Consider the following 23505-nt stretch of genomic DNA (forward strand, 5'->3'; position numbering starts at 1 on the left):
TATGGGTGCTAGTTTTTACATTCTTCTGTGTTATAAAGCTCACTACTCAATACTTTTATTTGATTAGTCTCATAAAAAAATCCACAGTCTAAACCTGTAATATACAAGTCTACATTGTGGATGCTTACTTTTATTTATTCTTATTTATTGTTGTACAGACTATATGAGAATTAGCGACTTTCTTCAGACTTCACTGCATACTCACTTAACTTGCCTTCATAGATCAATTGCAATCGGTCACTTTGGCGAAAGTCGTCTGGAGTAACAAGTGCAGGAAGCTTGTTCCAGATTTTGATACCAGAACGTTGCAATATTTCAGCGACAAATTGAGAGCAAAAATAAGAATTACTGAACTCGACAGGTTCTTTGAGCGTGATGCTGATTACACCTAGAATATTGTATAAATATTTCTGATGCTTACGGATAAACAGTTGCAACACCCGTTGCATTTTCTCTACTTCACGCTCGGTAACTTGAAGTTCATAGATCACACAAGTGGTATTCGGATATTTGCTATATGTACCTGTTTTAATATCTTCTTTCACAAAACCACCATTCAGCGGATTGCTCGGATGCTTCCGTCCAAAGCTATACAACTCCGATAATTCACGGTCAAACGAAATCGAAGCATGATTGTACGGTGCTTTCGTATAAGTCTGAATCATTTTGGTAAATAACGTTCCTGTATTGGTCAATAAAATAAAAACTGATCGCTCTGCCGCCATCACAACATTTCCCCTTATCAATTCACCTTTATTCCTTCATAATAGCATATGATCCCTTTTATGGAATCCTAATTCAAGGTAAGTTGGTGCCGATTTATGAATAGTTCGCTAATAACATTAATCCTTATTTTTATTGCTTTACTTGTTATCCATTTTATTTACATTATCGTCAGTAAAATTCAAAAAAATCAAGATTATAGTGTGATTGGATTACGAATCAAAACGTGGTGGGGAATGTTCTTTATTTTCTGTCTGGCTACGCTATTTAATCCAATTGTATCGCTATTGTCGCTGATGGTTCTGACCTTTTTTGCACTAAAAGAGTACTTTTCGATGATCCGTTCACGCAAAGCCGATCGGCGTTTATTTTTATGGGCGTATCTAGCCATTCCGATTCAATTTTATTGGATCTATATCGGTTGGTACGGCATGTTTATCGTATTTATCCCGATCTATGTGTTTTTGCTGTTACCATTGCCACGCTTAATTAACAAAGGCACCGGTGGATTTCTACGGAGTGTTAGTTCAACCCAATGGGGATTGATGCTAATGGTATTCGGACTCAGTCATCTCGCTTATTTTCCATTTGCGACGGCTCAATATGGAGGAAGATTGGTATTATTTCTGGTGTTACTTACCCAGCTTAATGACGTCGTGCATTATGTCGCCTCTATGTATATCGGGAAACGCAAAATTGTACCGACATCCAATGCCAGCTTAACTTGGGAAGGATTCGCGTGTGCTTTTGTAGTGACGGCTGTGACTTCTTACTTTGTAGCTCCTGTGCTTACACCACTCGGTGCTAACTTTGGTCTGGTCACCGGGATGCTGATTAGTTTGAGTGGCTTTTTCGGTAGTCTAACCGTTTCTGTACTCAAACGAGATCTGCTCATAGGCGAAGATCAGAAAGTAGATAATGAAAAACAAAGTTATCTCAGCCGTATCGACAGCTTAACGTATACTGCTCCTGTCTTTTTCCATGTAGTACGTTATGTGATGGACTTTATGTAAATAGCGATTGTATATCAGAATAGATCAGCAAAAAAGCCTCTATCTTTGAAGATGGAGGCTTTTTGTAGATAATATATATGATCCAGTTAGACTTCTCCCCAGAACACTTCAGTCTCATAATCGAAAAAGACTACGCCTTCTTGCTGATTCTGCTCAAAAATAACCTTTAATTGCTCCATCATATCGTGATACTTAGGATCATCTGAAGTAGGCACATAGGAAGAAGATTGTAATCTTCCTGCTAATCCATCGAAATCAAATACCTGCCGATTGCCGAACTTCGCCAGTTCCATCGTATCTTTTTTAAAAAAAGGTTCTAATTTCTCTGCTGAAATATTTTTATGGTTAACTTTCGTATAATCTGTTCCATAATCACGCAATAATTGCTCATATTGTTCTAAAAATGGAGTACCTGTCGTCAATCTGGAATTCCAGACTAATATCACTTTACCTTCAGGTCGCAAAATACGTTTGAACTCAGTTTGAGTAGCTTGCTGATCAAACCAGTGAAAAGCCTGTGCACAAGTAATATAATCCACCGACTGATCTGCAAGACCTGTCGCTTCTGCCGATCCTGCAATCACTTCAAAGTTAGGCTCTTCTGCTAGCTTGACTGCTGCGGCTTCACGCATTTCGGTATTTGGCTCCACCCCAATCACATGGTTACCACGTTCCAAAAGCAATTCAGCAAAAATACCTGTACCTGCACCAATATCTGCAATCTTACTTTCTCGCTCGACACCAATCACATCATACAAATAATCTATAGCGGCTACCGGATAACTAGGACGGTATTTGACATATGAATCTACTCGATCTGAAAATCTTTCTTTACTATTCATTGTTATCACGCTCCTATAGTTTCATCTAATAAAACCATGTTTCATTTAAATATTATAAATCAATCTGCTTTAGATAGCTAGTTCCGGTATGCTGTTATTGTGGCTTTATAATCATGTGATTTACGGTTGAACGCCCTTTTTCTTGATATCACTTTTTTATAGATATATTTTCTTGTCGATACGTAGGTTTTCGATATATAGATATACTTTTATCCATTGAGTTATATTCCTTATATGGTCTGATTGCCAAAAAAGACGATCCTCTACTATATCAGGGATCGTCTTTTTTGTATGATGCTATATTCAATTATGGATGCACGGTAAATTCTATATTCAATTATTAATGTGCCGTAAATGCTTCTTTTAGTTTATCGCTCATTAGATGCCAGGCATCTTCTGCTACAGCTAGCTCACCGTTATGAGTAAATCCATGTGCGGCTCCTGCATATTGCTTCGCTGTAACCTGCACACCTGCTTCTTCCAACTGCTTAGCATAGCCTACAGTTTCTGCTGCCAATGAATCGCGTTCTGCGGTAATAACCAGTGCAGACGGAAGCCCTGTTAAAGATGGAGCAAATACAGGTGAAGCTAACGGATTACGTGCATCTTCTGGATTTTCCAAATAACAAGCGTTAAAGATGCGAGAAATATCATTAGGAATCGCTTCAGGAAATTGTGGCTTTTGCTCAGGATCGGTAGCTAGATCAAGCGGTGCATAATCCAGCACCTGATACACAATATTGAGTTCATCGCCACGCTCTTTGTTCAATAGACAGATCGCTGCTGCTAGATTACCACCTGCGCTATGCCCGCCGACTGCTATACGTTTGGCATCTATATGAAGTTCTTCGGCATGTTCCGAAATCCATTTCACCACTTCATACGATTGGTAGACTGGAGCTGGAAATTTATGTTCAGGCGCTAATACATAATCCACATTAATAACAATACATTCTGCCCGATCGGCAATCACACTACACCACGGATCATCCATTTTGGGATCACCCATCACAAATCCACCACCATGAAAGTTAACGAATACCGGTAACGGATGAGCAACCTCTCGATCAGGGATATGCACAGTCACAGGGGCATCGCCATACGTTGTTGGGATGACGTGCTGTTCTTGCTTCACCTGTGGTGTGTAGCTTGGTTGTAATGTAGAGCCACTGACATTATTCATCGATGCTTCTCTTACTTTTTTCACCATTGCAAGTTGTTGGTCTTTATCCATTGGTTCTCACTCCTATTCGTCTGGTGCATGATCTAATTATAAAAAAGATAACGGAAGATAATCAAATTTGGCGCTCAGACAGCGTATGGCTGCTACTATTTACGCAAAATCCACAAACTAAAAAGTGATTTCTACGATCAGAAATCACTTTCGTGGTGAGCTTGCTTTTACTGTTCTACTTTGTGCAAACGGAACGCTTCACGAGAATCGACCAGTGAAGCAATATTTTCCCGATACGATTTGAAATGAGGCGTATTCATATGAAATTCAAGCGCAGCTTCATCTTCCCATATTTCATAAAATACAAACACACCCGGTTCAACCGATTCATGTAACGTATATTGAATACAACCACTTTCACTACGAGAAGGCTCCAACATTTTGATCAATTCTGCTTTCAACTGCTCTTCATGCCCTGCTTTTGCTTTCAAAATCGCATTATTCACAAGATTCGTCATGGATCTATTCTCCTTCTGGCGGATAAGTTTGGTGGTGCTATGTATTATCATACCCGTTTTGAAGGAAGATCAAAAATCGATACTTTAAATTACAACATATCCCTAGCTTCGGATAGAAGATCGTGTTTCTCCTCTAAACGCTCAATCTCATCTTTTAATCTCTCTAGATATTCTTGTTTTGTTCCTTCCGATATATTTTCGATGATAGATTCAATTAATAAAAAAGACTTTCTACTTACTTCAAAATTACCTTCAATTAAAAAACCGAAAAGCATATCAATATGATTAGAATAATCAAACGGTTCTAAAGAAGCTAATAAAGTCCCTCTATACCCTAGCGTTTTAGGATCTTTTAATACATGTACTATAGGTTCAACCGCATCTGAATTTCCGATATCACGTAAAGCAAGAGCAATTGAATTTCTCAATACATGACTTTTGGTGAGTTGTAATTGTTCAATAAGATAAGGAACAGCTTCATTCAGCCTTTTCTCTCCTATTTCTTCTATCATACATATGGCTTCATCGATATGATTTGTATTTATTTTTTCTTTTAATATAGAAATTAACAATAGCCTTTCTCCTATTTTATATAATCGTAATGCTGTTATAATAAATATCTTGTTTATTAAGGCATAAATTTAATCGGTATGTAGATATACCTTCTATTATTTTTTTCAGATGTTGTAAGCGTGTCTTTTCATCGTTGACACTTATCGTTGTAATTCCGCCTAGATTTCCGATAGATATAATCTTATTTTGTTGATGTCTTAATGCATCGTGAAGATGTAATACAGTTACGACTGTCTCATGTAAAATACAATGACTTCCAGTCTGAATAACGAAAGAGGATACCCAACGTTCAAGTTGATCTACTTCTAATACAGACAAATACTGATCATCTAGCACTTTATTAGCGAGAAAATATATTTCTTCTACATATTTAATCTTTGCTTCAAGTACGTTCTCTTGGACTATCATTACTTCTATAAAATTTCTTTTTCCAACTAAAAATTCATATATTTCATTAAGCTCTTCTATATAAATAGATTGTTTGCTTTCTGTATAACCCCATTCCCAATCATCTAACAAAGGATCGTTAATATCTCGAAGTCTCAACAAAATATCTAGTATTAATCGGTATCTCAAAAATGTATTGTACCCTTGCTTATACATGAAATGATGTTTCTCATCTGCCCAACGAGATAATGATTCTATTTCAGTGAGATTTTGAATAGTGTATTTTACTTTGATATTAAGTTCATTTATCATTTTTTCCATCAAGTACCTCACTAATTCCTAAAATTTATTCTATATCTATCCATATACGTTATCAGCTTGTAGCTTAATAAGATCAATTAGTTAAATATATAAAAAAGACTTTAAAAATAGCTATATGACTTACAACATACTCATAAAGAACTAATATATGTAACGTGTTTATCTTTATCGCTCTATTCCTATTCATTACCTTTCTCTGATTCTTCTTTAATCATTTCAAATAATTCCTCAACAGTCAATCGTACAGAATCTGTATATTCCCACGAGAAATAAGGTTTAAGAGATATAGCAACCTCTTCCCAGGTTTCGCCTTGATGCTTTGATAAGATCTGATTAATCGTTTCTGTAATCACTTCAAAGTCTAACTTATTTACAATAAAATGTTGTGCACCTAGAATAATTTGTTTTCCATCTTCCAATTTTTTGGCTAATGCTTTGGGTGTGATGATAACAAAATCGAAATTATCTTCACCTATCGAATCTTCTTCTCCTATACCCGCCGTTCCGAATAAACAAAAATCGTCCCCAATATCTTCAGTTTCTGTAAATTGTAGCTTTCCATAAATATTAGGATTCCCTGTGATAGTAAGGTCTTTCAGTACGGGTTGGATCAAATGCTATTTCACTCCTTCAAATATAATTATACTATCTGTACCATTTATTATAATCCTCTAATCGAAATGAATAGCTATTAACAACTGCTTTACTTTAGGCAATAGAATCTCTAATTTGGAGCTATCAAACCACTCTATGTCTTTCAATAGTTCAACAGCTAATTCAAATTGCTCATAAGCATAGACGATATCTTCTCGCTGATAAATATCATTTCCATGTATGAGATCGTCTATGATTTCAAAGCAAGTTACTTCGATATCATCAACCTTCATATCTTCAAATAATTCTCTGCAATCTTTCAATTCTTGTATTTCATCTGTAGAGAATAATATTTCCATAACAATTCTCCTTCTTTAAACCATCTAAATAGCTTCTATTTTAGATCAAAAAAAGCAAACTAATTATGAATGTACCTAAACATAATCATCTGAGGATGTTACTTGATAGGGTTATTTGTGAATCAAAATGTAAGTATTACCTTGCTTAACATACTATGCTACTTCGTAATCAAGAAAATCTTGAAAGACACAAAGCTAATCAATATCATATTTAATATGTTAAAATCTAATTCTTACTTTTCTACAAATTCAGATGAAAGACTATAAAAATTTAGGTATCCATCTCCCATCTAAAATATTTGGAGAGCTCCTTCATTGCTACATCATAATCAGCATTCTGACATTTTGAGATAATCTGATTTACTGTAGATTCTATATGTTTTATATTAAAATCATTCATGATTAAATATCCTCTACCTATTTCGATATCGATTTGAAATATTTCCAATTTCTCATCTTTTGTTAAGAATTATTGTACTTTATTTTTCATGTTCATTCCTAAATTTTATAAACTGATTTCGAGCTTCTTTCAGGAAATTTTGGAGTACTGCATCAACGTACGATTCTGTAATATGACCTACGAATATTACTCAAATTGAATATTTATCATTTTGATTCCTTCTAACATAAAAATACAGTTTTCAGTTGTATCAGAGGCTAGAAGTTCAGTTACAGGGTCGCCAAATCGTATCCATTTGTTTGCAATACATTCCAAAATTCTATTTAGTTTCGATTCAGTTTGATTTTCCGAAATTAACATTGTAATTTCTACAATATATACTTCGTCCATCTTCCAATAAGGTTCTATCTTCTTAATTTCTTTATTCTCTAGTATAGGGGAAAATATTCTAAAAACTTTTTCTAAAACTACACGCGCTTCAGTTTCACTCTTTGCATTTACAAAAAGTCGAACAAACATACTCGATCACCTTATTTATGAGTTATTTTACCATCTAATGATACATTTAAATGCGAACCATCTCTATTAAAATGCCCCAATTGATTTTTTCCTGTTCTTGAAAGTTGGACATCCCATTCAAAGGATTGTCCTTGAGTTCTAGATGGTCCTTTAGTCCAAAGATTTCCAAACCTATCTTTATAACCACCATTCATCTTAGGTAAGGGTTCAGATGGAGACATTCAGCACTGAATAGTTCTTGTTTGGTTAACATTTTTCCCAATATACAGCCTGTGCTATGATGTTCACCCAGCAGTATGATTTCGATAACCCTATTTTCAGGATAAATTTTCGCTTTGAGAATTTCACTACTGTTTATCAAAAACGAAAGTGGCTCTATTGTAAATGACTCTACATCAGTGAAAGATAATACGCCTTCCTGCATTTCGGATTCAGATTCATCATAATCAGCTTGCTTCCATTGGCATAATTCCAATGTGATAAGAACCTTTTTCTCAGACGGTAAATATTCAATATTCTCTACTACACTATCATGCAGATCATAAATCGCTAATAATTCGCTTATTTTAATTTCAATCTCCTCCTGAATTAAGGTAAGATATAGGACATTTTTGAACCTTTTGCAATAACATCAAATCTTGTTCTCATTTCAGACTCAGGGTTAATATACTCTCTAGAAATTGTATTTGATTATTATCTGCATTTGCTTTCGAATCTGTGCCAGCTAGGTCATATGTATACATTTCTTTGGGTACATTGGAACAAACCAATACACCTTAGTAAATAACTTTATTTCTTTAGGCTATTGAGTTTTCTCTTAATTTCTAAGACTTCTCTTTTTACTTCTTGTTCAGTATAGTACATATTTTGAAAAACAAAATCTTTTTCATATGGAGAAAACCTTGTAGTAACCGAACTCAACTCTAAGAATAATTTATTTTCTACTTCATTTAAATCTTCATAATCAGTTTCTGTATTGAATATGATTGTAAATTGATCACAGAAAGTTTTTGTATCGTAATTACCTTTGATATACTCATTAATTAGGTAATAGAGCTGCTCTTTTGATGTCATAAGCGATTCCTCCTTTATTCATTAGTGATTCATTGTAATTGTTGAAGATCTATCTGTTTCAACTATATGTGCTACTGCTAATTTTTTAAAATCAATTCTGTTATTCCTATTTATCATGCTATAAAACTCTGATTCGTACTTTTTTCTAATTTTAGATACAATAATATTAAATTTCAGGTATCCATCTCCCATCTAAAATATTTGGAAAGCTCCTTCATTGCTACATCATAATCAGCATTCTGACATTTTGAGATAATCTGATTTACTGTAGATTCTATATGTTTTATATTAAAATCATTCATGATTAAATATCCTCTACCTATTTCGATATCACTATCCTGTATAATTCTTGCTAATCTTTTAGGACTCACCACCTCAAAACTAAACATATCTCCTGAACCTAAAATATCTTCACATCCAATATCAACTTGAAAACAAACGTAAAAATCGTCTACATCTTCACCCCAATCTTCAAAATCTTGAGTTAATACTTTGATTGTTAGCATTCATCCCACTCCTTCCGATTCAATCGCTACTGGATGGGAGTAAAAAAAGAGCTTGGAGAATTAGCTCCCTCAAGTTCTTAGAATTATTCAGTGATTCGTTTATCATCTAGAACAAACGAACTTACGAATCCTTCTTCCCAATTGTCCTCATCTAATTCATATCCATCAATAAAAAACTCATTCGGATAATTTCGAAATCCTGGAATTTTCTTGTATTTTATTATAGTTGATTCGGCTATTTCCCTAGAAGAGTAGATGCCGATTATTTTGGGATTTTCCACTCCATTAACTTCATAGCTATGTTGCAATAAAAATACCGTTATCATATTTAATCACCTCCAAAATCAAGATTATTCGAACCCTCTATCTTGAGGAGTAAGTTGTTTGGTTCGTACTGCGTGACTCATTCGATATTAGGTAGGAATAAAGAAAAGACTTTGAAAGATTGTTGTCCTCAAGGTCGAAGTTTGATAAATCTCTCTTAGAAATGTTCATTAAATCCTTTCCTCTTCCATAGTAAAATAGTCATCATCCATTTTTCCATCTAAAGTAAATAGCAAGCGATATAATCCTATTCTTTTTCCATTATAAATTATTGGAACATAGGATATGACATGATTATAATTGCATTCTGGATAATTACCTAGCATCAATGCTATTTGTGTTATTTTCACATCAAGATTATCTCTATTAAAATTCTTAAAAAAATAGTTGAATTCATCAGGATCTTCTGTTTGATAATTATTCAAGTTCAACCAAAATCCTTGTAACGTTCTTTTTTCAATTTCTTGTTCAACTATCCATTGTTTAAATTCATCGATAGGCATTCAACCACCCCAGTCTAATGTTTTCTTTTGGCAAACAAATTAAATAATACTAGAAAATGCTACTTTCTTTTCACCCTCTCTATCGAAAAAAAGTGTTTTACTATTCTACAGTTGCGATTCATTTTTGAAAAACTATAATAAAGTGAAGATAACAAAAATAGGTCAATCATGATAATATCCACGTAATCAACTCATTAAACGGAATAGTGCTATTTGGGTAAAAAAAGACCTTAAAGAAAATAATCTCCAAGATCAGACAGACTATCTTTTAATATGTATCAAAGTATTCATCTGAGAACTCACCATCAATATTATAATCAACATGATAGTAGAAAAGTTGTATTCCCGTTTTGGGATGAACCAAGTCAAAACAAATCCTAAAATAAGGAAACTCTCTATCAAAGCTATTTACAAATATACTTACATATCTATATTGTATTTTTAAATCTGAATAGCTTAAGTCTTTTGGCAAACTCATCTCCTTATCTTTTAAAAAATTGTTCGAGCATTTACGTACAAGTCCTTCAAGTATTGCTTGGGTAGAATCCTTCAATTTTTCGAAGTCATAAATGAGATTAAAAGTGTTTTCTATTGACTTCAAGTCCATTCTTCTCACCACTCTCTATTTGCTATTTCCCACTGGTCATATAATCAAATATCATAGCACCATTATTACACGAGTATTTAAAAAACCCAGAAGAGCATAAATACTCATCTGGATTAACTGAAAAAACTATATTCAATACAATTATTTCTAAATGTTAATTCATATTATTCATTATCTTTCTCAGATTCTTCTTTAATCATTGCAAAGAATTCCTCAGCATTCAAGTGTACAGAATCTGTATACTCCCACGAAAAATAAGGATTAAGAGATATAGCAACCGCTTCCCATGTTTCACCTTGATGCTTTAATAAGATCTGATTAATCGTTTCAGTAATCACTTCAAAATCTAACTTATCTACAATAAAAATTCCTTTACCTATAATAATTTGAGTTCCGTTCCTCAGTTGTCTTTCTAATTCTTTTGGAGTCATAATAGTAAAATCAAAATTATCTTCACCAATCGAATCTTCTGTCCCTATACATGCTGTTCCAGATAAGTAAAAGTCGTCCCCAATATCTTCTGTTTCTGTAAATTGTAGCTTTCCATGAATATTAGGATTCCCTGTGATGATAAGGTCTTTCAGTACGGGTTGGATCAAATGCTAATTCACTCCTTCAAATTATGATGAAACTGCTGTACCGTTTATTGTAGTTGTATAATCAACGTTTTTTGGGATTTCGTTTAATCTACATTGATCAAGCAAACAATTCATTCTTTAATATTTGGGATAAAAAATCTTGAAGATTTGCGTCTCCAAGATCAAGATATTCAATCACCTGCAATATGTATAGCTTTGACATTTGCACCACTTAAAGCTTGGAGCAAACGATCTAACGACGAATGATGCATGCAGTCAATAAATGTACGTATTTGCCTCAGATCTTCTACAAAGCATGAGAGTTCATATAGATTAAGGTAAATATTAGTTTTGTAATAATCTTTAACTTTCTTTAAATAGCTATAACTACTCCAATTGGATGTGTTCGCAAATATAGCATCATGCAAATTATTTGGCATTTCTATTAGTCCTATTCTGACTTTTCCTTCATCAAATAATACAATATCTAGTCCCATGGCTCCTCCTAACAATAGTTTTAACCCTAATCTCTTTGCTCGCAATTGGACTTTGAGAATAAATTCTTTTTAAAACGAAAATCCTTTATCTGCTAATGTAACATTATTTTGAGTTTTAGCTATAAACATAATAAGTATTAGAGAGAACGTTCTGCTTCTAATAACAGCAGATATAGACAAAAAAGACCTTAAGATGGATTCCCTAAAATTATGAGTTGTTTCTTAAATGATTACTAGATCAATTCCTAGCTCTTGAAACTTATTTATAACTTTTTGTGCATTACCTTCTGTACTATGGAAAATAATTTTAAAAGGAATTGGAGATGTTTTCATCGCTCCAAAATCTCTATCCTGTTCCCATTCCATAATAGTATTCTTCATTATATTTAAGAACGTCACTAGACTTTCCATGTTTAACTCTAAAAGAGCCTCTGAATTGCTAATGAATAACACATAACTCTCAGCATTTAACCAACTAAAATCATTTATGCACTCGTCAAAAGCATTCCAATTCTCTCCGAAATACCAGGGAAACTGAAACACCGCAGAAAACTCATTAAATAAATTTTCAGTTGTATTACATTTTGTTCCTCTAACCAGTCTAGCTATCCATTGTTCATTAACCCTTCTCAAATCCCATAGTAGGTTTGTAAACTCGGATAAATCACCTTTTTTGATATAAAAATAAGGTTGACCTAAAGTTAGATCTATATTGTTATTAATCATGTATTCGACAACCTCATTTCTAGCTAATTTTCACTTTAGAGAATTTTATTTTTGCTGCTCTCGAATAGATTCCCCAATTTTTAAAGAGTCTATCAATATTTGAATCAGTCGATTATTTCCATTGACCTACGATTCTATTATTTAAGCCAATTACACACTTTTATCCATATTTCTTACAATATATTTATAATATGAAATAGAACTTCAATGCAAAAGGAGAGTTTAACGATGCAGCTCACAGCAAATGCGACGTTAATTATCGAAATAGAAGATGTGGATGCGATATGTTGTTATCGGGATCGAGATGGGTATACATTCGAAGAATCATTACGATTTGAAATTCTATTGCAGGATCTCATTTTGACGCCAAATTGTATATTAACTATCGACTTTCCAGCAGAGATGTTTATCGATCCTTATTATGAAGCTGAAAAAATAATGGATGCAGTACAGCATGTGATACAAGAACTCTATACTGCTCCTATTTCGATCTATTAATCACTTTACAGATAATATAACTTGGCTTGCTCTATCCACTCTTCCTTACTAAAATCTTCAAAATCTCCTGCGGATTCACACTTTTCTAAATAAGCCAGTTCGGCTGTAGCTTCTTCTTCATCTATATCTAGTAGATATAACTTGGTCTGCTCCAAGCCAGCCCCGCATAACAATTGCACATCAATCATCACAAATGAGTCCATACTGAGACGTTTGGCTTGCCAGATCAACCTTGTATCTTCTATCTGTCCTAGCGAAAACAACTGCATACATAACAGTCTCATATATTCATGATCTTCCCGCCCAGTATTGGCGCATTCTTTCTGTAGTAATGTGCGAATCGTCTGCAAATGCTCTATCTGTGGTGTTAATCCATATATTTCGATAACCTGTTCTAATTGATTCATGTTTGGTCTCCTTTATCTAAATCAAATAGACTACAGATGCCTACTCTCTGCCATGAAGTGTCTCCCATTCTTGCCAGGACATGATTTCCAGATCGGCTCTAGGCTCATCTTCTAACATCGCTAGTAACTCGACCGAATGACCATCTGGATCTGCAAAATAAATTGAGACCGCAGGCATAAATGGAAATACCGATAACTGTTCAGCACTTTCTCCAAAAAAGTTCGTCGTCTCAATACCCAAGCCCTCCAGATAACTACGAGCTTGTGGCATATCTTCGAGCTTAATACGAAAAGCAAAATGCTGTCTTTGCACAAGTGGCGACGGATAATTTTCCCGAATTCCAAGCATCGCCTCTCCCGGCTTACCTACCCAATAAAACTTCGATTTGCGAAAAGGATCATGATGGAGCGGAGTGATATGTAACAATTTCTCATAAAATGCTGCGGATCTCTGGTAGTCACTCACATTAATATGCGTTTCAAAAATTCCTTGTATCATTTAAAAATCTCCTCTCTATATAAGCAAATATTACAGATGTGATGTATTAGCAAAATCGATTAATGTAAAGTGATCTTTTTCAAAAGATACGATTGTAATCGAACATTCTTTAACAAGGCATGTTTGTAGATGAATAAAATTAGGATGCACTTGATCTAGTTCACTTTCACTTATCACATTTATTAGAAAATCAGTAATCAAACCTCCATGTGTCACAATAATAGTAGAACTTTCAGGATATTTGAATGATATATCAGATAAACACAAAGCTAATCGATCTCCTGCCATTCTAGCAGAATCTCCTTGAGATGGCACATAGTCTCTTTCTTGAGTACATTTATCCCACAGAGCAACAAACTCATCAAATGTTTGATCAGGTATATCTCCCCAATTAGCACGCTCACGCAATCGAAAATCTTCTATAACCGGTATGTATATAGAATCACTAATAATATGAGCGGTATGTTTAGCTCTTTGAAGAAGGCTTGAATAGATTTGATTGATATTTAATAGTTGAAAATAATGTGCTGTTTTTTTTAGCTTCTATGATACCTTGAGCAGTAATGTCTACATCACCGATCAACTTTTCTTTGATCGCATGTCTAACAATATAAAATAGATTAGTCATCTTCACTTCTCCTTATCCTATTATTGCATGTATTCTAAAACATTCTTTGTTCTAGATAATCTGAAGAAGAATTAATAAATGAAAACATATCTCATGCATTTAAGATATTGAAAGAATATATGGTACGATGAAATATATGTTTACTAATGAGAATATTAGTAAAGAACACTTACATATATCTTATTAATATCATTTTAGCAAAGGAGGACATAGTTGTAATACATATATCTAAGAAACGAAGTAACTATTTTATAGAAAAAAGAAGGTATATTATATGAAATCTAGCAAGTTAATTTTCCTATTATCTATAACATTATTCTGTGTATCTGCTTGTAATTCACACGATAGTACAAATCAAATATCAAATTCAAATCATCAATCGATCACTGATAAAAAAGCATTTAATCCAGAAACTCAAGATCATCAAACATCTGATCAACTTTCATTTGAAACTATACTTGCAGGCAAAAATCCTACATCAAACTTTTCAATCGATGCTGAACACAACTTTTTTCAATTGAAAATAATAAACAAAAGTAAATTAATAATTACTTTTAGTCTTGTAAATAATGAAACAGGAAAAGAAATTCTTGTAGATCAAGTAAAGCCAAATAAAATATGGACTTGGAACAGCAGTACCACTTATCCGAAAGGGTTAGATTCAGGAAAGTATACTATTCAATATAGATCGAATGGTAACAACATGAATGGCATTGCTTACGGGCAACTCAGCTCAACACCTAAATAATTAGACTAAATGAGATCTTACTTTGAAATAAATATAGCTACTAAACTCTATCTAATATCATATTATCATCAAAAAGCGGCTTCAAGTTCTATTACGAACTTAAAGCCGCTTTTTAATCATTTATATATCTACTTTCATGCCTCAATTCAACAACTCCACCGCATCATATACCCATCCTGCACTAAGCCAATTTCCAAGATCGCTTGAACCGCTAATCGGAGTGAGCGAGATTGTATTGGTGCCTTCTACTAGAGCGGAAGCGGGGATCGTCCATGAAAATGTAGTGTTGTTGCCACGATAGGTTCCAATCGTAAAGCTACGTGAATTCGGTTGTGTCGAGGCTGCTGGATTACTTAATATGGTGTTGTTCACAGTCACACTAGGACGACCATTATTGTATGCCGCTGTAATTCCGATATTCAGCACATGTGGTAAAGACGCTTGAGCGGCTGTTAGATTAAATGTGATCTTAGTTGGTGAATTTTGCCCTCTAAATTGAATCGCAGGGAACTTATTGGTTGCTCCACCGACGGCATACGTCACAGGGCCCCAACTTGCATTACGACTATCCGATGGATGACGAACAGCAATAGTCTGTCCATTCAAGAATTCTAGCGGTGTGCCATCCCATGTGCCGATACGCCATAGTGCTGGTTTGCTTGCAGGATCACCTGAAATGGTTCTTGTATTGATCGTTGTTGTGTTACCTGCGGTGACATTGACACTTTCTTTATAGACACCTAACTCGCCTTTGTAGACGGTCATGGTATATGTGCCAGGGATCATATCGCGACGGACAGCGGCTCCACTCGATGATGCTGTTGTCCAGTATTGAGCATTATCATTTGCAAATCCGATAGTATACGGCGAACCACTCACCATGCCAGATAGTCCATTCAATACAACTGTTCCACGACTGGATACCCAACCTGTTAATCCCAGTCCAGACATCCAGCTAAAGTCTGGTACACTTGGCGTTGACCCTGTAGTAAAGATCAGCGCATAAGGCCCATGTAGACCAAGTCGCCAATCTTCTGTCTGCTCATGACCGGAGTTCATATAGTTGTAGACTTCGGTATCTCCACCACTTTGAAATTGAATATCTCGAAAGAAAGGACCTCCTGAACTTTTCTCCCGATTGCCATACGCCATAAATACACCTACCCCATTACCAGTCACACCGCGAATGCTCAAATCTTTCGCCTGATCGTTGCCAAAATATTTGGATACGGTCTGACCGTTAGATAATCCAAACACATCCTGACTTTCAATCGCTCCTGTATTGTTGCGGATATTCGAATTGGCAGGAACACCTGTTAATACATTGCCATTTCCTCTGAAAATATAACGCAATTCTCCGACAGAAGGCTCTGCTGTAATATATGTCGCCATATAAATAATATTTTCGCCACTACGTGAGACATAATAGTGTGTTAACGTGCTTGTTTTGGTAATAATGGTCACTGTGGCACCGGATGGAGATGTATTCCATGTGACGTCTGCCCCTGATCCCAGACCAGAACTGATATGAGAACCTTTGCCTGCGGAGCTACTTAATTCGATTCCATTCATTTTGCTAGATGTAATATCTCCATTGTCTTTGTTTACGGTATAGACTAGCCCTGCGCCTGTATTGACAACAATCGTTGATCCATTGTCTGTTACACCGATAGCCGCGGCATGTCCGGTAGAAGTAGGAAATACACTCGATACACCTATCAATATCACTACAATCCACAGCATCAACCATTGGCGCCATCCCCATTGTCTTGCTTGCGATTCAACTTTGTTCATCATTATCCCTCCATTATTAGAATAGAAGTCATTTTGATAACGCTTACAAAAAACTGAACGACAGGACATTACTCTCAAAGGGCGATGTTTAGTGATTATCATTTATTAGTATAATAAGGAATAAAAAGTAATTTTCTATATATTATATGAAGTTACCATCGTTTTGAATGGATTTTCGGAATTGTTATACGGTAACTCTGTTTTTTCATCTGCTTTGTATAGTAGAGGTAATTATTGTCTAAATATTATAGATAAACGAGGTATAGTAAAAATTTTAGATCATCATTTAAAATAGTAATTTGGATTCATTAATTAAAACATAAAAAAGCCTTCATGCTTACAACGAAGGCTTTTCTTTGTGTAGATTATATGGTGCTTATATATCTGCTCTTCTATGACTGATAATTGTCTGTCTGCTTACTGTACATCTATGATCTGGATAACAGATAAATCACTTCTCATCTAACATCTTTTCCAACTGTTCTAACGCTTGTAGATTACCTGAAGCAGAATAGTCTAACCATGGTTGCTCTGTGATCATATAGATTTGTTTGTTTTTAACAGCTTTGAGACCTAACCAGATTGGATCGGATTGTAGCTTTTCAAATACTTGATCACTGCCTTCGTCTACCGAAGAGACCAGTACAAAGATCGCATCTGCATCCAAATCAGGTAAGATTTCTTTGGAGATATTTTCCCAGTTCTTATCGATGGTGGTGACGTTGGGAGAAGGGGTTAATTTCAAATCTTCAAACAAAATAGGGCCAAGCGGGCGATCCATACCATAGATACGGAATCCTTTTGCTGATACACGCATCGCTAACACTTTACCATTGCCAATCTTTTGTTGGAATCGCGTACTGACTTCTTTTGCTTTGGCTTCGTAAGCAGTAATAAATGATTTTGCGTTCTCTGTGCGATCTACGATTTGGGCGATTGTGCGTAAGTGATCTTGCCATCTTCCTTCATCCAAATTAATCACATGTGTAGTAGCTATCTGCTCAAATTTATCTAATCCATGCTTATCTGCAAATTCAGCATCTATAAAAATCTCATCCGGTTGTAATCCGATCAATGCTTCCATATCCGGTTCTTTGGTAAATCCTAAATACTGTATCCCTTGATATTGCTCCCCTGTAATCGGTAAATAATCGCTTGTTGTTGTTGCCGCAGGTTTAATACCCAATGCCATCAGATCACCTGTTAGAAAAATAGAAATCGAAGCAATCTTTTTGTTCTCTGTAGCTTCTGTTGTGCTTGTTGTTTCAGTCACTGCTGGTGCTGACCCACAAGCACTCAGTATCCAGATCATACAAATTCCTAGTGTTAACCCTATCCACTTTTTCATACTTAACCCCTTTATGTGTTTATTTCTCTCTGTGGAACGATTGACATATTGTAATGTATATAGAATTAATCTGTGTACTCATCTATATACTCAAACAACCTAATTGATAATTATTATCAATTAGGTTGAATTTTATAGTAGCTTCTATTCGTTGTCAATGGAAATGATTGTTATCATGTAACTCTATACATATCACACTTGTTCTGTATCATAATCGATAATTGTAGCTCATTCTAATCGTCATTTATATTGTTGAGCAGTTCTTTTCTATATTTCTCTTTGAACTGATCAGGAATCTGATCAAAAATATGTAAAGGTATTCCACATATAGACTTTAAGATTGTAATCTGCTCATTTGTATAACTATCAAGGAAATCCCAATATATCAAAAGAAAATTTTCTTCATGAATATAGTCGAGCCAACCATCTGCAATCCTCTGATCATTTTGGTCAAACACCGCAATCCCTGAAAAATTATCTAGCGGTTCACCCATATATGTAGTCATTTTTCCTTCTATACAACTATCTGACCAATCGAATTTATAGATATCCTTTTGAATATGATAAAAATTCAAATTCTTTACTAATTGACGTTCGATTTCTGCTCTCAACTAGTTACTCAACGGATAACTTAACCCCAGATCTATATAGTTTGGTTTCAATATATACCTCCATCTATGTGCCTATTATAGTTATCTTCATTTCTTACTTAGCAAATATATTCCCAAAATGACTACGATTAGAATAGCTAGTATTCGTATCTCATAAGGCAAAAATTTTGTCATCCATAAAGCTGTAAATATTGTGGATATCGCTAGATAGCCTATCCATTCTGTAGCATCAATATTCTTTTTATTAAGAAATATATTTATATATCCTATTGGGGGAACTACAATCGATAATACAATAATAACTATTGGTCGCAAATACCATTTTGTTTTCATTTAACCTCCGTATATTTAATTCTTGTTACATGTATTTAATAATAACAGATACTATACCCACCTCTTTAACTGCAATGTCTGTTCCTTAAAATATTTTCTATGTTTTTCAAAAGAAAATCAGTTTCAGTCCTACGATTAAAATCACTATCCCTATTACTCGTAACCGGATAGCTCCTTTGGGTTCTTCCAATATTAATAAACCTCCTACAGCTCCGATCACATGTAAGCCAATCGTGGTGATTAAGAACCCAGTAATGTAGACGGCTGGACTGAGCAGTAGAGGAATTTCAAGCCCATGTGCGTAACCATGTGCAAATCCGAAAAGAGCGACTCCACAACTTGCAATCCATACGGACTGTTGGCGATTCCAGACAATCGCTAATCCTAACAAACACACAGAACAAGCAATATACACTTCCAGATGTGACCATAGCCATCCCTCTAATCCAACTACACCACCTAGCAACATCATCAAGACAAAGCAAGATGGCACGATATAGATCGCTTTGCCACCAATCTGCGCGCTCCATACTCCAACAGCAAGCATCGCTACCAGATGATCCACCCCTGTTAATGGATGCAAAAAACCACTGCCCCCAAATCCATGTGCATCGGCAATATTTGTATAGAGTCCTCCTAATATCAGTACAAGCACTATAATTCTAATCATGTGACATCATCTCTTTTTGCTTTAGACGATCTTTTACACTTACGATCAAACTTAGAATCGCAGGGATCATCGGAAACAGCGACGTATACATGCCTGAGAAATACTCATATCCTACTCCTTCTTGCACCATTCGTACGATAGGAAATACAAGCAAATGTGTAGGTTCCCCTAGAATCATACCTACAATCATAAACCACAAAATAAAATTGCCAAATGCTTGTCTTTTCCATAGACTATACGCACCCAATATCCAGAAAAATGGGCCTATCAAAGTAATCAAATAATCGAAATCTCGATCTGTCCATGTCTGTCCGGTAATCGATGTGATGCCTTGATTAAAATGAGTCAGTACTTCTTCTCCAACATGAATATAAAAAAGAGCTTGTAACAATAAATATAGCGGTACTACTGTATATGGATCAGCCGGTAGATACGAAGTTGTTTTGCGCCAGCAGACCAATCCACCCATCATAGAACCGATAATCACACCTACTGGTAATAAGCTACCTGTTTGCGTATAAAAAGTCATCCCATAGATCGCAATACAAGTTACAATCAAAATCGTCCATAGATTTTTTTTACGTCGACTTAGTGGTTGTATCGATTCATGATGTACAGCTTGTTCTTGTGGTCGAATAAGCTTCAGTATCCCTGTACTTCCTAGATAAAATAATAACATTGCTACCCAGACTCCGCCGAAATAATGATGCATATATAACGAATAGTGCCCTAATTCTACAATCAGTTGAATCACTGATTCCACAGCCACATACGCATATCCCCACCATGCAAAAAATGCACCGACTATATAGCCTTTGCTCAAAAAATAACCACCAAATAACAAAATCACAACAGGTAATCCAACCATCCAGATAAACCAATGGGTATGACTCACTACAAAACCATTAGCAAATCCTGCTGAATAATGTATTGCTATAAAACTTGCATACATCGATGTATAACGAAGCGTATTCAGTGCTATTAGCAATACGATACAGATGATATAGACAGGTAAAAGTGAATCCATACGAGGAGCTGAGCGATAGGAGTAAGTTAGCCATCCTACCAAAGCAAATCCAGTTACCAGCCCATATTCTACACTTATTCCCCATCCTACATGAATCAATAATAAGACTGACAAGGTAACAGATATCGAAATAACGGTCAGCAAACTTTTACTATTGGAAGTGTCCACCTTTTATCACCTATCTCCCCTCAAAATGTGATCTATATCTGAAGTAAATAAACAACATGTTGTTGCTTAAATTGTAGCAATCTGACGCCTATATTCAACAAACAATACCGTTAGAATTGTTGCTTAACCTACACTTTATCGTACAGTGATGATTTTCTCTGGAATTACGCACAATACTGATAATAGTGACGATCACCAGCACAAAAAAAAGCCACTTCATTGATAGAAGTGACTGTTGTCTGAAAAAGGATTAAGTTGAAGTCTGTTGTAAAGTTTGTAGTGGCCCTTCCACAAAAAGATGCGCCATTTGAGTAGCCATAAATTCGGCTGAATAAGGCATTACACCTGTTAACCATTGTGTAAGTAACCCTACATTAGCTGTTGCTACATACGTAATAGCTATATCTTGCATCATCTGTTGTTGAGGATTAGAAGAAAAGTGTTGCCCGATCACTTCATAAAGATTAGCTTTGATTAACTGGATAAGTTGAGATTGAAAAGAAGGCAACCCTTTATCTCCAAGCATTACTTTAAAATAAAGCTGATGACGAGAAATAATCGTAAGTACACGCAAAAATAAAGCTTCTAACGAGTGAATATCTAATTGTACTTTTTTCATATCACTTACTTTCACTTCAGCTTGGAGTGAAGTTAACATATCAGTCATACTTTTTTCTAATAGATCGTATTTATCCCGGTAATGTTGATAAAAAGTAGCTCGATTAATCCCTGCTTCGCGGGTTAGACTTTGTACAGTTACCGCATCGAATCCTACTTGATCTATTAATTTGATCAATGCTTCTCGTAGCCAACTTTGTGTTCGTACCACACGTAAATCATTGACATTCACCATGCATTCTCCCCATCCTTGGTGGTATAAGTCTAGCCATGTAAATAGGAAATGACTGAAGATTAGACATATAAAAGATTCATTACTATCTATTTTATACAATTACACAGTAAAAAACCGCTCTATACAAAGATAGAACGGTTTTTAGAACTAATTAAATATACTGAACAGTTTAATCTCCACTTACTGTAACAGCACCTTGATCACTAAGAAGCGCTATATTATTTTGAATAACTTTATCGCCATCTTTTAACCCGCTGGTAATCAACGTCTGAGAACCTACTTCACTGCCTACTTTTACTTCTTTACGAATCGCTTTGTTATTGACAGCTACATAGACATAAGAAGTGTTACCGTCTTTTTGAATTGCTTTGGTAGGTACGATAATGCCTTCTTTGGCATCTTTACCGATAAAGCTTACATCCGCCAACATCCCCGGTTTGAGCTTATTATCTGCGTTGGAGACAGCTACTTGAACAGGATAACCATTTCCACTGCTATCGATAGAGTTAATATTTTTCACTTTACCTGTTGTCAAAATATTGGATGAAGCTACACGCACCTGTACACGATCTCCTGCTTGGATACGATTGATCTGATCTGCCGGTACATAGATCAACATATTCACTGTACTAAGATTTGCAATCACAAGCGAAGGCGCAGAAGGAGCGACCATTTCACCGGTTTCTGCATTTTTGGTAGTAATGATGCCGTTAATCGGTGAAGTGACTACTGCATTTTTGAGATTATCTTGAGCGATATTGACATTCAATCGAGCTTGCGCTACTTTTTGCTCGCTTGCCGAGATACCTGCTGTACTTTGAGCCACATCCAGTTGACGTTGAGCATTACTGTAACCGCTATTGGCATTCTCATAACTGCTGGTTGCATTTTCATATGCACTTTGAGCAGTGGATAAGCCTTTTTGCGCAGTACCTAAAGCATTTTGAGCAGCGACTAATTGTTCTTCTGCATTGGCTTTGGTATTTAGAGCATTTTGATAAGCAGTCTGGGCGGTAACGACAGCAGCAGTTACCTGTTCTAATTCTGCTTGTGTCGCTAGACCGTTATTGAATAATGATTGCGTACGTGATGCTGTTTTTTGCGCAGTAGTTACATTTTCTTGAGTCTGCTTAATCGTATTGGTTGCTGTAGAGATAGCAGTCTGTGCTTGCTTGAGCGCTGTTTGAGCTTGATTGACTCCTGCTTGCGCTTGATTCATTCCGCCTGTCGCTTGATCAATCGCGCTTTTGGATGAAATAACGCCACCTTTAGAACTGACTACACCTGAATTGGCAGAGACCATTCCGGATTCACGTGAATCTTTAGCAGTGGTCACTCCTGCTGCTGCCGCTTCTACATTCGATTGAGCAATTTTGAGATTGTTACGAAGATCGTCGTCCTCTAATTTGAATAAGACCTGCCCTTTTTTCACTTCTGTTCCGATATCCACAGAGATAGCCGAGACTTTACCTGATATTTTGGGCATAATATTTACTGTCTCTGAAGGGGTGACTGTGCCTGTATAGATTTCACCTTGTCCGATCAATCCTTTTTGCGCCTGACTGACTTTGACAGTGACATTCATCGCTTGAACCGGTTCACCACTAGAACAACCTGCTAACATCATACTACTTACTATTAAGGCGGCGGCTGTAACTTCCCACTTTTTGATTTTCATCGCTT

The 23505-nt window shown here is 35.5% G+C and carries 33 protein-coding genes; 3 read left to right on the forward strand and 30 right to left on the reverse strand.

The genetic code is table 11. The features are described from left to right. Positions 1-170: 170 nt before the first annotated feature. A complete protein-coding gene (locus tag PQ456_RS22395; RefSeq protein WP_273614209.1) occupies positions 171-725 on the reverse strand; it encodes a hypothetical protein in 555 nt (184 codons plus the stop codon). Positions 726-821: 96 nt separating this feature from the next. On the opposite strand from PQ456_RS22395, the gene PQ456_RS22400 reads away from it, so the two are divergent. Then, positions 822-1736, forward strand: coding sequence for a phosphatidate cytidylyltransferase (locus tag PQ456_RS22400; RefSeq protein WP_273614210.1), 915 nt, complete (start codon positions 822-824; stop codon positions 1734-1736). Between the two features lie 86 nt (positions 1737-1822). On the opposite strand, the gene PQ456_RS22405 is transcribed toward PQ456_RS22400, so the two are convergent. From PQ456_RS22405 to PQ456_RS22485, 18 genes are all read right to left on the reverse strand, one after another. Beyond that, positions 1823-2578, reverse strand: a complete 756-nt coding sequence (locus tag PQ456_RS22405; RefSeq protein WP_273614211.1) for a class I SAM-dependent methyltransferase — start codon at positions 2576-2578, stop codon at positions 1823-1825. Between the two features lie 340 nt (positions 2579-2918). Continuing rightward, positions 2919-3812 (reverse strand): alpha/beta hydrolase, encoded by an 894-nt coding sequence (locus PQ456_RS22410; protein WP_273614212.1) that lies wholly within the window; start codon positions 3810-3812, stop codon positions 2919-2921. Positions 3813-3979: 167 nt separating this feature from the next. Then, on the reverse strand, positions 3980-4270 hold the full coding sequence (locus tag PQ456_RS22415; RefSeq protein ID WP_273614213.1) for a putative quinol monooxygenase: 291 nt from the start codon (positions 4268-4270) through the stop codon (positions 3980-3982). Positions 4271-4359: 89 nt separating this feature from the next. Continuing rightward, positions 4360-4842: a HEAT repeat domain-containing protein gene (locus tag PQ456_RS22420; protein WP_273614214.1), complete on the reverse strand. Its 483-nt coding sequence runs from the start codon at positions 4840-4842 to the stop codon at positions 4360-4362. Between the two features lie 16 nt (positions 4843-4858). Further along, positions 4859-5551 carry a hypothetical protein gene (locus tag PQ456_RS22425; protein ID WP_273614215.1) on the reverse strand — a complete coding sequence of 231 codons (693 nt, stop codon included), beginning with the start codon at positions 5549-5551 and terminating at the stop codon, positions 4859-4861. A gap of 179 nt (positions 5552-5730) precedes the next feature. Next, positions 5731-6165: an Imm8 family immunity protein gene (locus tag PQ456_RS22430; protein ID WP_273614216.1), complete on the reverse strand. Its 435-nt coding sequence runs from the start codon at positions 6163-6165 to the stop codon at positions 5731-5733. Positions 6166-6222: 57 nt separating this feature from the next. Beyond that, entirely contained in the window at positions 6223-6504 is a 282-nt protein-coding gene (locus tag PQ456_RS22435; protein WP_273614217.1) for a hypothetical protein, read from the reverse strand. Between the two features lie 271 nt (positions 6505-6775). Then, positions 6776-6952, reverse strand: a complete 177-nt coding sequence (locus PQ456_RS22985; RefSeq protein ID WP_367317640.1) for an Imm8 family immunity protein — start codon at positions 6950-6952, stop codon at positions 6776-6778. Between the two features lie 138 nt (positions 6953-7090). Next, complete coding sequence (locus PQ456_RS22440; RefSeq protein ID WP_273614218.1) at positions 7091-7423, reverse strand: hypothetical protein; 333 nt, start codon at positions 7421-7423, stop codon at positions 7091-7093. Positions 7424-7434: 11 nt separating this feature from the next. After that, positions 7435-7644 (reverse strand): polymorphic toxin type 17 domain-containing protein, encoded by a 210-nt coding sequence (locus tag PQ456_RS22445; protein WP_273614219.1) that lies wholly within the window; start codon positions 7642-7644, stop codon positions 7435-7437. A gap of 568 nt (positions 7645-8212) precedes the next feature. After that, a complete protein-coding gene (locus PQ456_RS22450; protein WP_273614220.1) occupies positions 8213-8497 on the reverse strand; it encodes a colicin immunity domain-containing protein in 285 nt (94 codons plus the stop codon). A gap of 173 nt (positions 8498-8670) precedes the next feature. Continuing rightward, positions 8671-9003 (reverse strand): Imm8 family immunity protein, encoded by a 333-nt coding sequence (locus PQ456_RS22455; protein ID WP_273614221.1) that lies wholly within the window; start codon positions 9001-9003, stop codon positions 8671-8673. An 83-nt stretch (positions 9004-9086) separates the two neighbouring features. Continuing rightward, positions 9087-9329, reverse strand: a complete 243-nt coding sequence (locus tag PQ456_RS22460) for a DUF7336 domain-containing protein (protein ID WP_273614222.1) — start codon at positions 9327-9329, stop codon at positions 9087-9089. A gap of 168 nt (positions 9330-9497) precedes the next feature. Beyond that, on the reverse strand, positions 9498-9830 hold the full coding sequence (locus PQ456_RS22465; protein ID WP_273614223.1) for a hypothetical protein: 333 nt from the start codon (positions 9828-9830) through the stop codon (positions 9498-9500). A 268-nt stretch (positions 9831-10098) separates the two neighbouring features. After that, positions 10099-10437 carry a hypothetical protein gene (locus tag PQ456_RS22470; protein ID WP_273614224.1) on the reverse strand — a complete coding sequence of 113 codons (339 nt, stop codon included), beginning with the start codon at positions 10435-10437 and terminating at the stop codon, positions 10099-10101. A 164-nt stretch (positions 10438-10601) separates the two neighbouring features. Continuing rightward, positions 10602-11036 (reverse strand): Imm8 family immunity protein, encoded by a 435-nt coding sequence (locus PQ456_RS22475; protein WP_273614225.1) that lies wholly within the window; start codon positions 11034-11036, stop codon positions 10602-10604. 170 nt (positions 11037-11206) lie between these two features. Further along, positions 11207-11512 carry a hypothetical protein gene (locus PQ456_RS22480; protein WP_273614226.1) on the reverse strand — a complete coding sequence of 102 codons (306 nt, stop codon included), beginning with the start codon at positions 11510-11512 and terminating at the stop codon, positions 11207-11209. A gap of 222 nt (positions 11513-11734) precedes the next feature. Then, positions 11735-12238: a barstar family protein gene (locus PQ456_RS22485; RefSeq protein WP_273614227.1), complete on the reverse strand. Its 504-nt coding sequence runs from the start codon at positions 12236-12238 to the stop codon at positions 11735-11737. 228 nt (positions 12239-12466) lie between these two features. On the opposite strand from PQ456_RS22485, the gene PQ456_RS22490 reads away from it, so the two are divergent. Beyond that, positions 12467-12736: a hypothetical protein gene (locus tag PQ456_RS22490; protein ID WP_273614228.1), complete on the forward strand. Its 270-nt coding sequence runs from the start codon at positions 12467-12469 to the stop codon at positions 12734-12736. A gap of 5 nt (positions 12737-12741) precedes the next feature. Here the strand turns inward: PQ456_RS22490 and PQ456_RS22495 are convergent, their stop codons facing one another. The 4 genes from PQ456_RS22495 to PQ456_RS22510 are packed head-to-tail and all read right to left on the reverse strand — an operon-like array spanning position 12742 to position 14270. Then, positions 12742-13143, reverse strand: a complete 402-nt coding sequence (locus PQ456_RS22495; RefSeq protein ID WP_273614229.1) for a hypothetical protein — start codon at positions 13141-13143, stop codon at positions 12742-12744. Positions 13144-13183: 40 nt separating this feature from the next. Next, positions 13184-13642, reverse strand: a complete 459-nt coding sequence (locus PQ456_RS22500) for a VOC family protein (protein WP_273614230.1) — start codon at positions 13640-13642, stop codon at positions 13184-13186. Between the two features lie 30 nt (positions 13643-13672). Then, positions 13673-14146, reverse strand: coding sequence for a histidine phosphatase family protein (locus tag PQ456_RS22505; RefSeq protein WP_337957885.1), 474 nt, complete (start codon positions 14144-14146; stop codon positions 13673-13675). Continuing rightward, positions 14109-14270, reverse strand: a complete 162-nt coding sequence (locus PQ456_RS22510; protein ID WP_273614231.1) for a hypothetical protein — start codon at positions 14268-14270, stop codon at positions 14109-14111. Before PQ456_RS22510 ends, PQ456_RS22505 begins: the two co-directional genes overlap by 38 nt. Before the next feature lie 274 nt (positions 14271-14544). Here PQ456_RS22510 and PQ456_RS22515 point away from each other — a divergent pair, with 274 nt between their 5' ends. Continuing rightward, positions 14545-15018, forward strand: coding sequence for a hypothetical protein (locus PQ456_RS22515; RefSeq protein ID WP_273614232.1), 474 nt, complete (start codon positions 14545-14547; stop codon positions 15016-15018). Positions 15019-15159: 141 nt separating this feature from the next. On the opposite strand, the gene PQ456_RS22520 is transcribed toward PQ456_RS22515, so the two are convergent. The 7 genes from PQ456_RS22520 to PQ456_RS22550 all read right to left on the reverse strand — a co-directional run bounded on the left by PQ456_RS22520 (position 15160) and on the right by PQ456_RS22550 (position 23500). After that, entirely contained in the window at positions 15160-16812 is a 1653-nt protein-coding gene (locus tag PQ456_RS22520; RefSeq protein WP_273614233.1) for a rhamnogalacturonan lyase B N-terminal domain-containing protein, read from the reverse strand. A gap of 451 nt (positions 16813-17263) precedes the next feature. Further along, positions 17264-18160 carry an ABC transporter substrate-binding protein gene (locus PQ456_RS22525; RefSeq protein ID WP_273614234.1) on the reverse strand — a complete coding sequence of 299 codons (897 nt, stop codon included), beginning with the start codon at positions 18158-18160 and terminating at the stop codon, positions 17264-17266. A 233-nt stretch (positions 18161-18393) separates the two neighbouring features. Next, positions 18394-18771: a hypothetical protein gene (locus PQ456_RS22530; protein WP_273614235.1), complete on the reverse strand. Its 378-nt coding sequence runs from the start codon at positions 18769-18771 to the stop codon at positions 18394-18396. 439 nt (positions 18772-19210) lie between these two features. After that, complete coding sequence (locus tag PQ456_RS22535) at positions 19211-19774, reverse strand: HupE/UreJ family protein (RefSeq protein WP_273614236.1); 564 nt, start codon at positions 19772-19774, stop codon at positions 19211-19213. Beyond that, positions 19767-20969, reverse strand: a complete 1203-nt coding sequence (locus PQ456_RS22540) for a hypothetical protein (RefSeq protein WP_273614237.1) — start codon at positions 20967-20969, stop codon at positions 19767-19769. Before PQ456_RS22540 ends, PQ456_RS22535 begins: the two co-directional genes overlap by 8 nt. A gap of 250 nt (positions 20970-21219) precedes the next feature. Then, positions 21220-21819 (reverse strand): TetR/AcrR family transcriptional regulator, encoded by a 600-nt coding sequence (locus PQ456_RS22545; protein ID WP_273614238.1) that lies wholly within the window; start codon positions 21817-21819, stop codon positions 21220-21222. A gap of 172 nt (positions 21820-21991) precedes the next feature. Next, positions 21992-23500, reverse strand: coding sequence for an efflux RND transporter periplasmic adaptor subunit (locus PQ456_RS22550; RefSeq protein ID WP_273614239.1), 1509 nt, complete (start codon positions 23498-23500; stop codon positions 21992-21994). Between the last annotated feature and the right edge of the window lie 5 nt (positions 23501-23505).

The sequence above is a fragment of the Paenibacillus kyungheensis genome (assembly GCF_028606985.1).
GTDB classification, from domain to species: Bacteria; Bacillota; Bacilli; order Paenibacillales; family Paenibacillaceae; genus Saccharibacillus; species Saccharibacillus kyungheensis.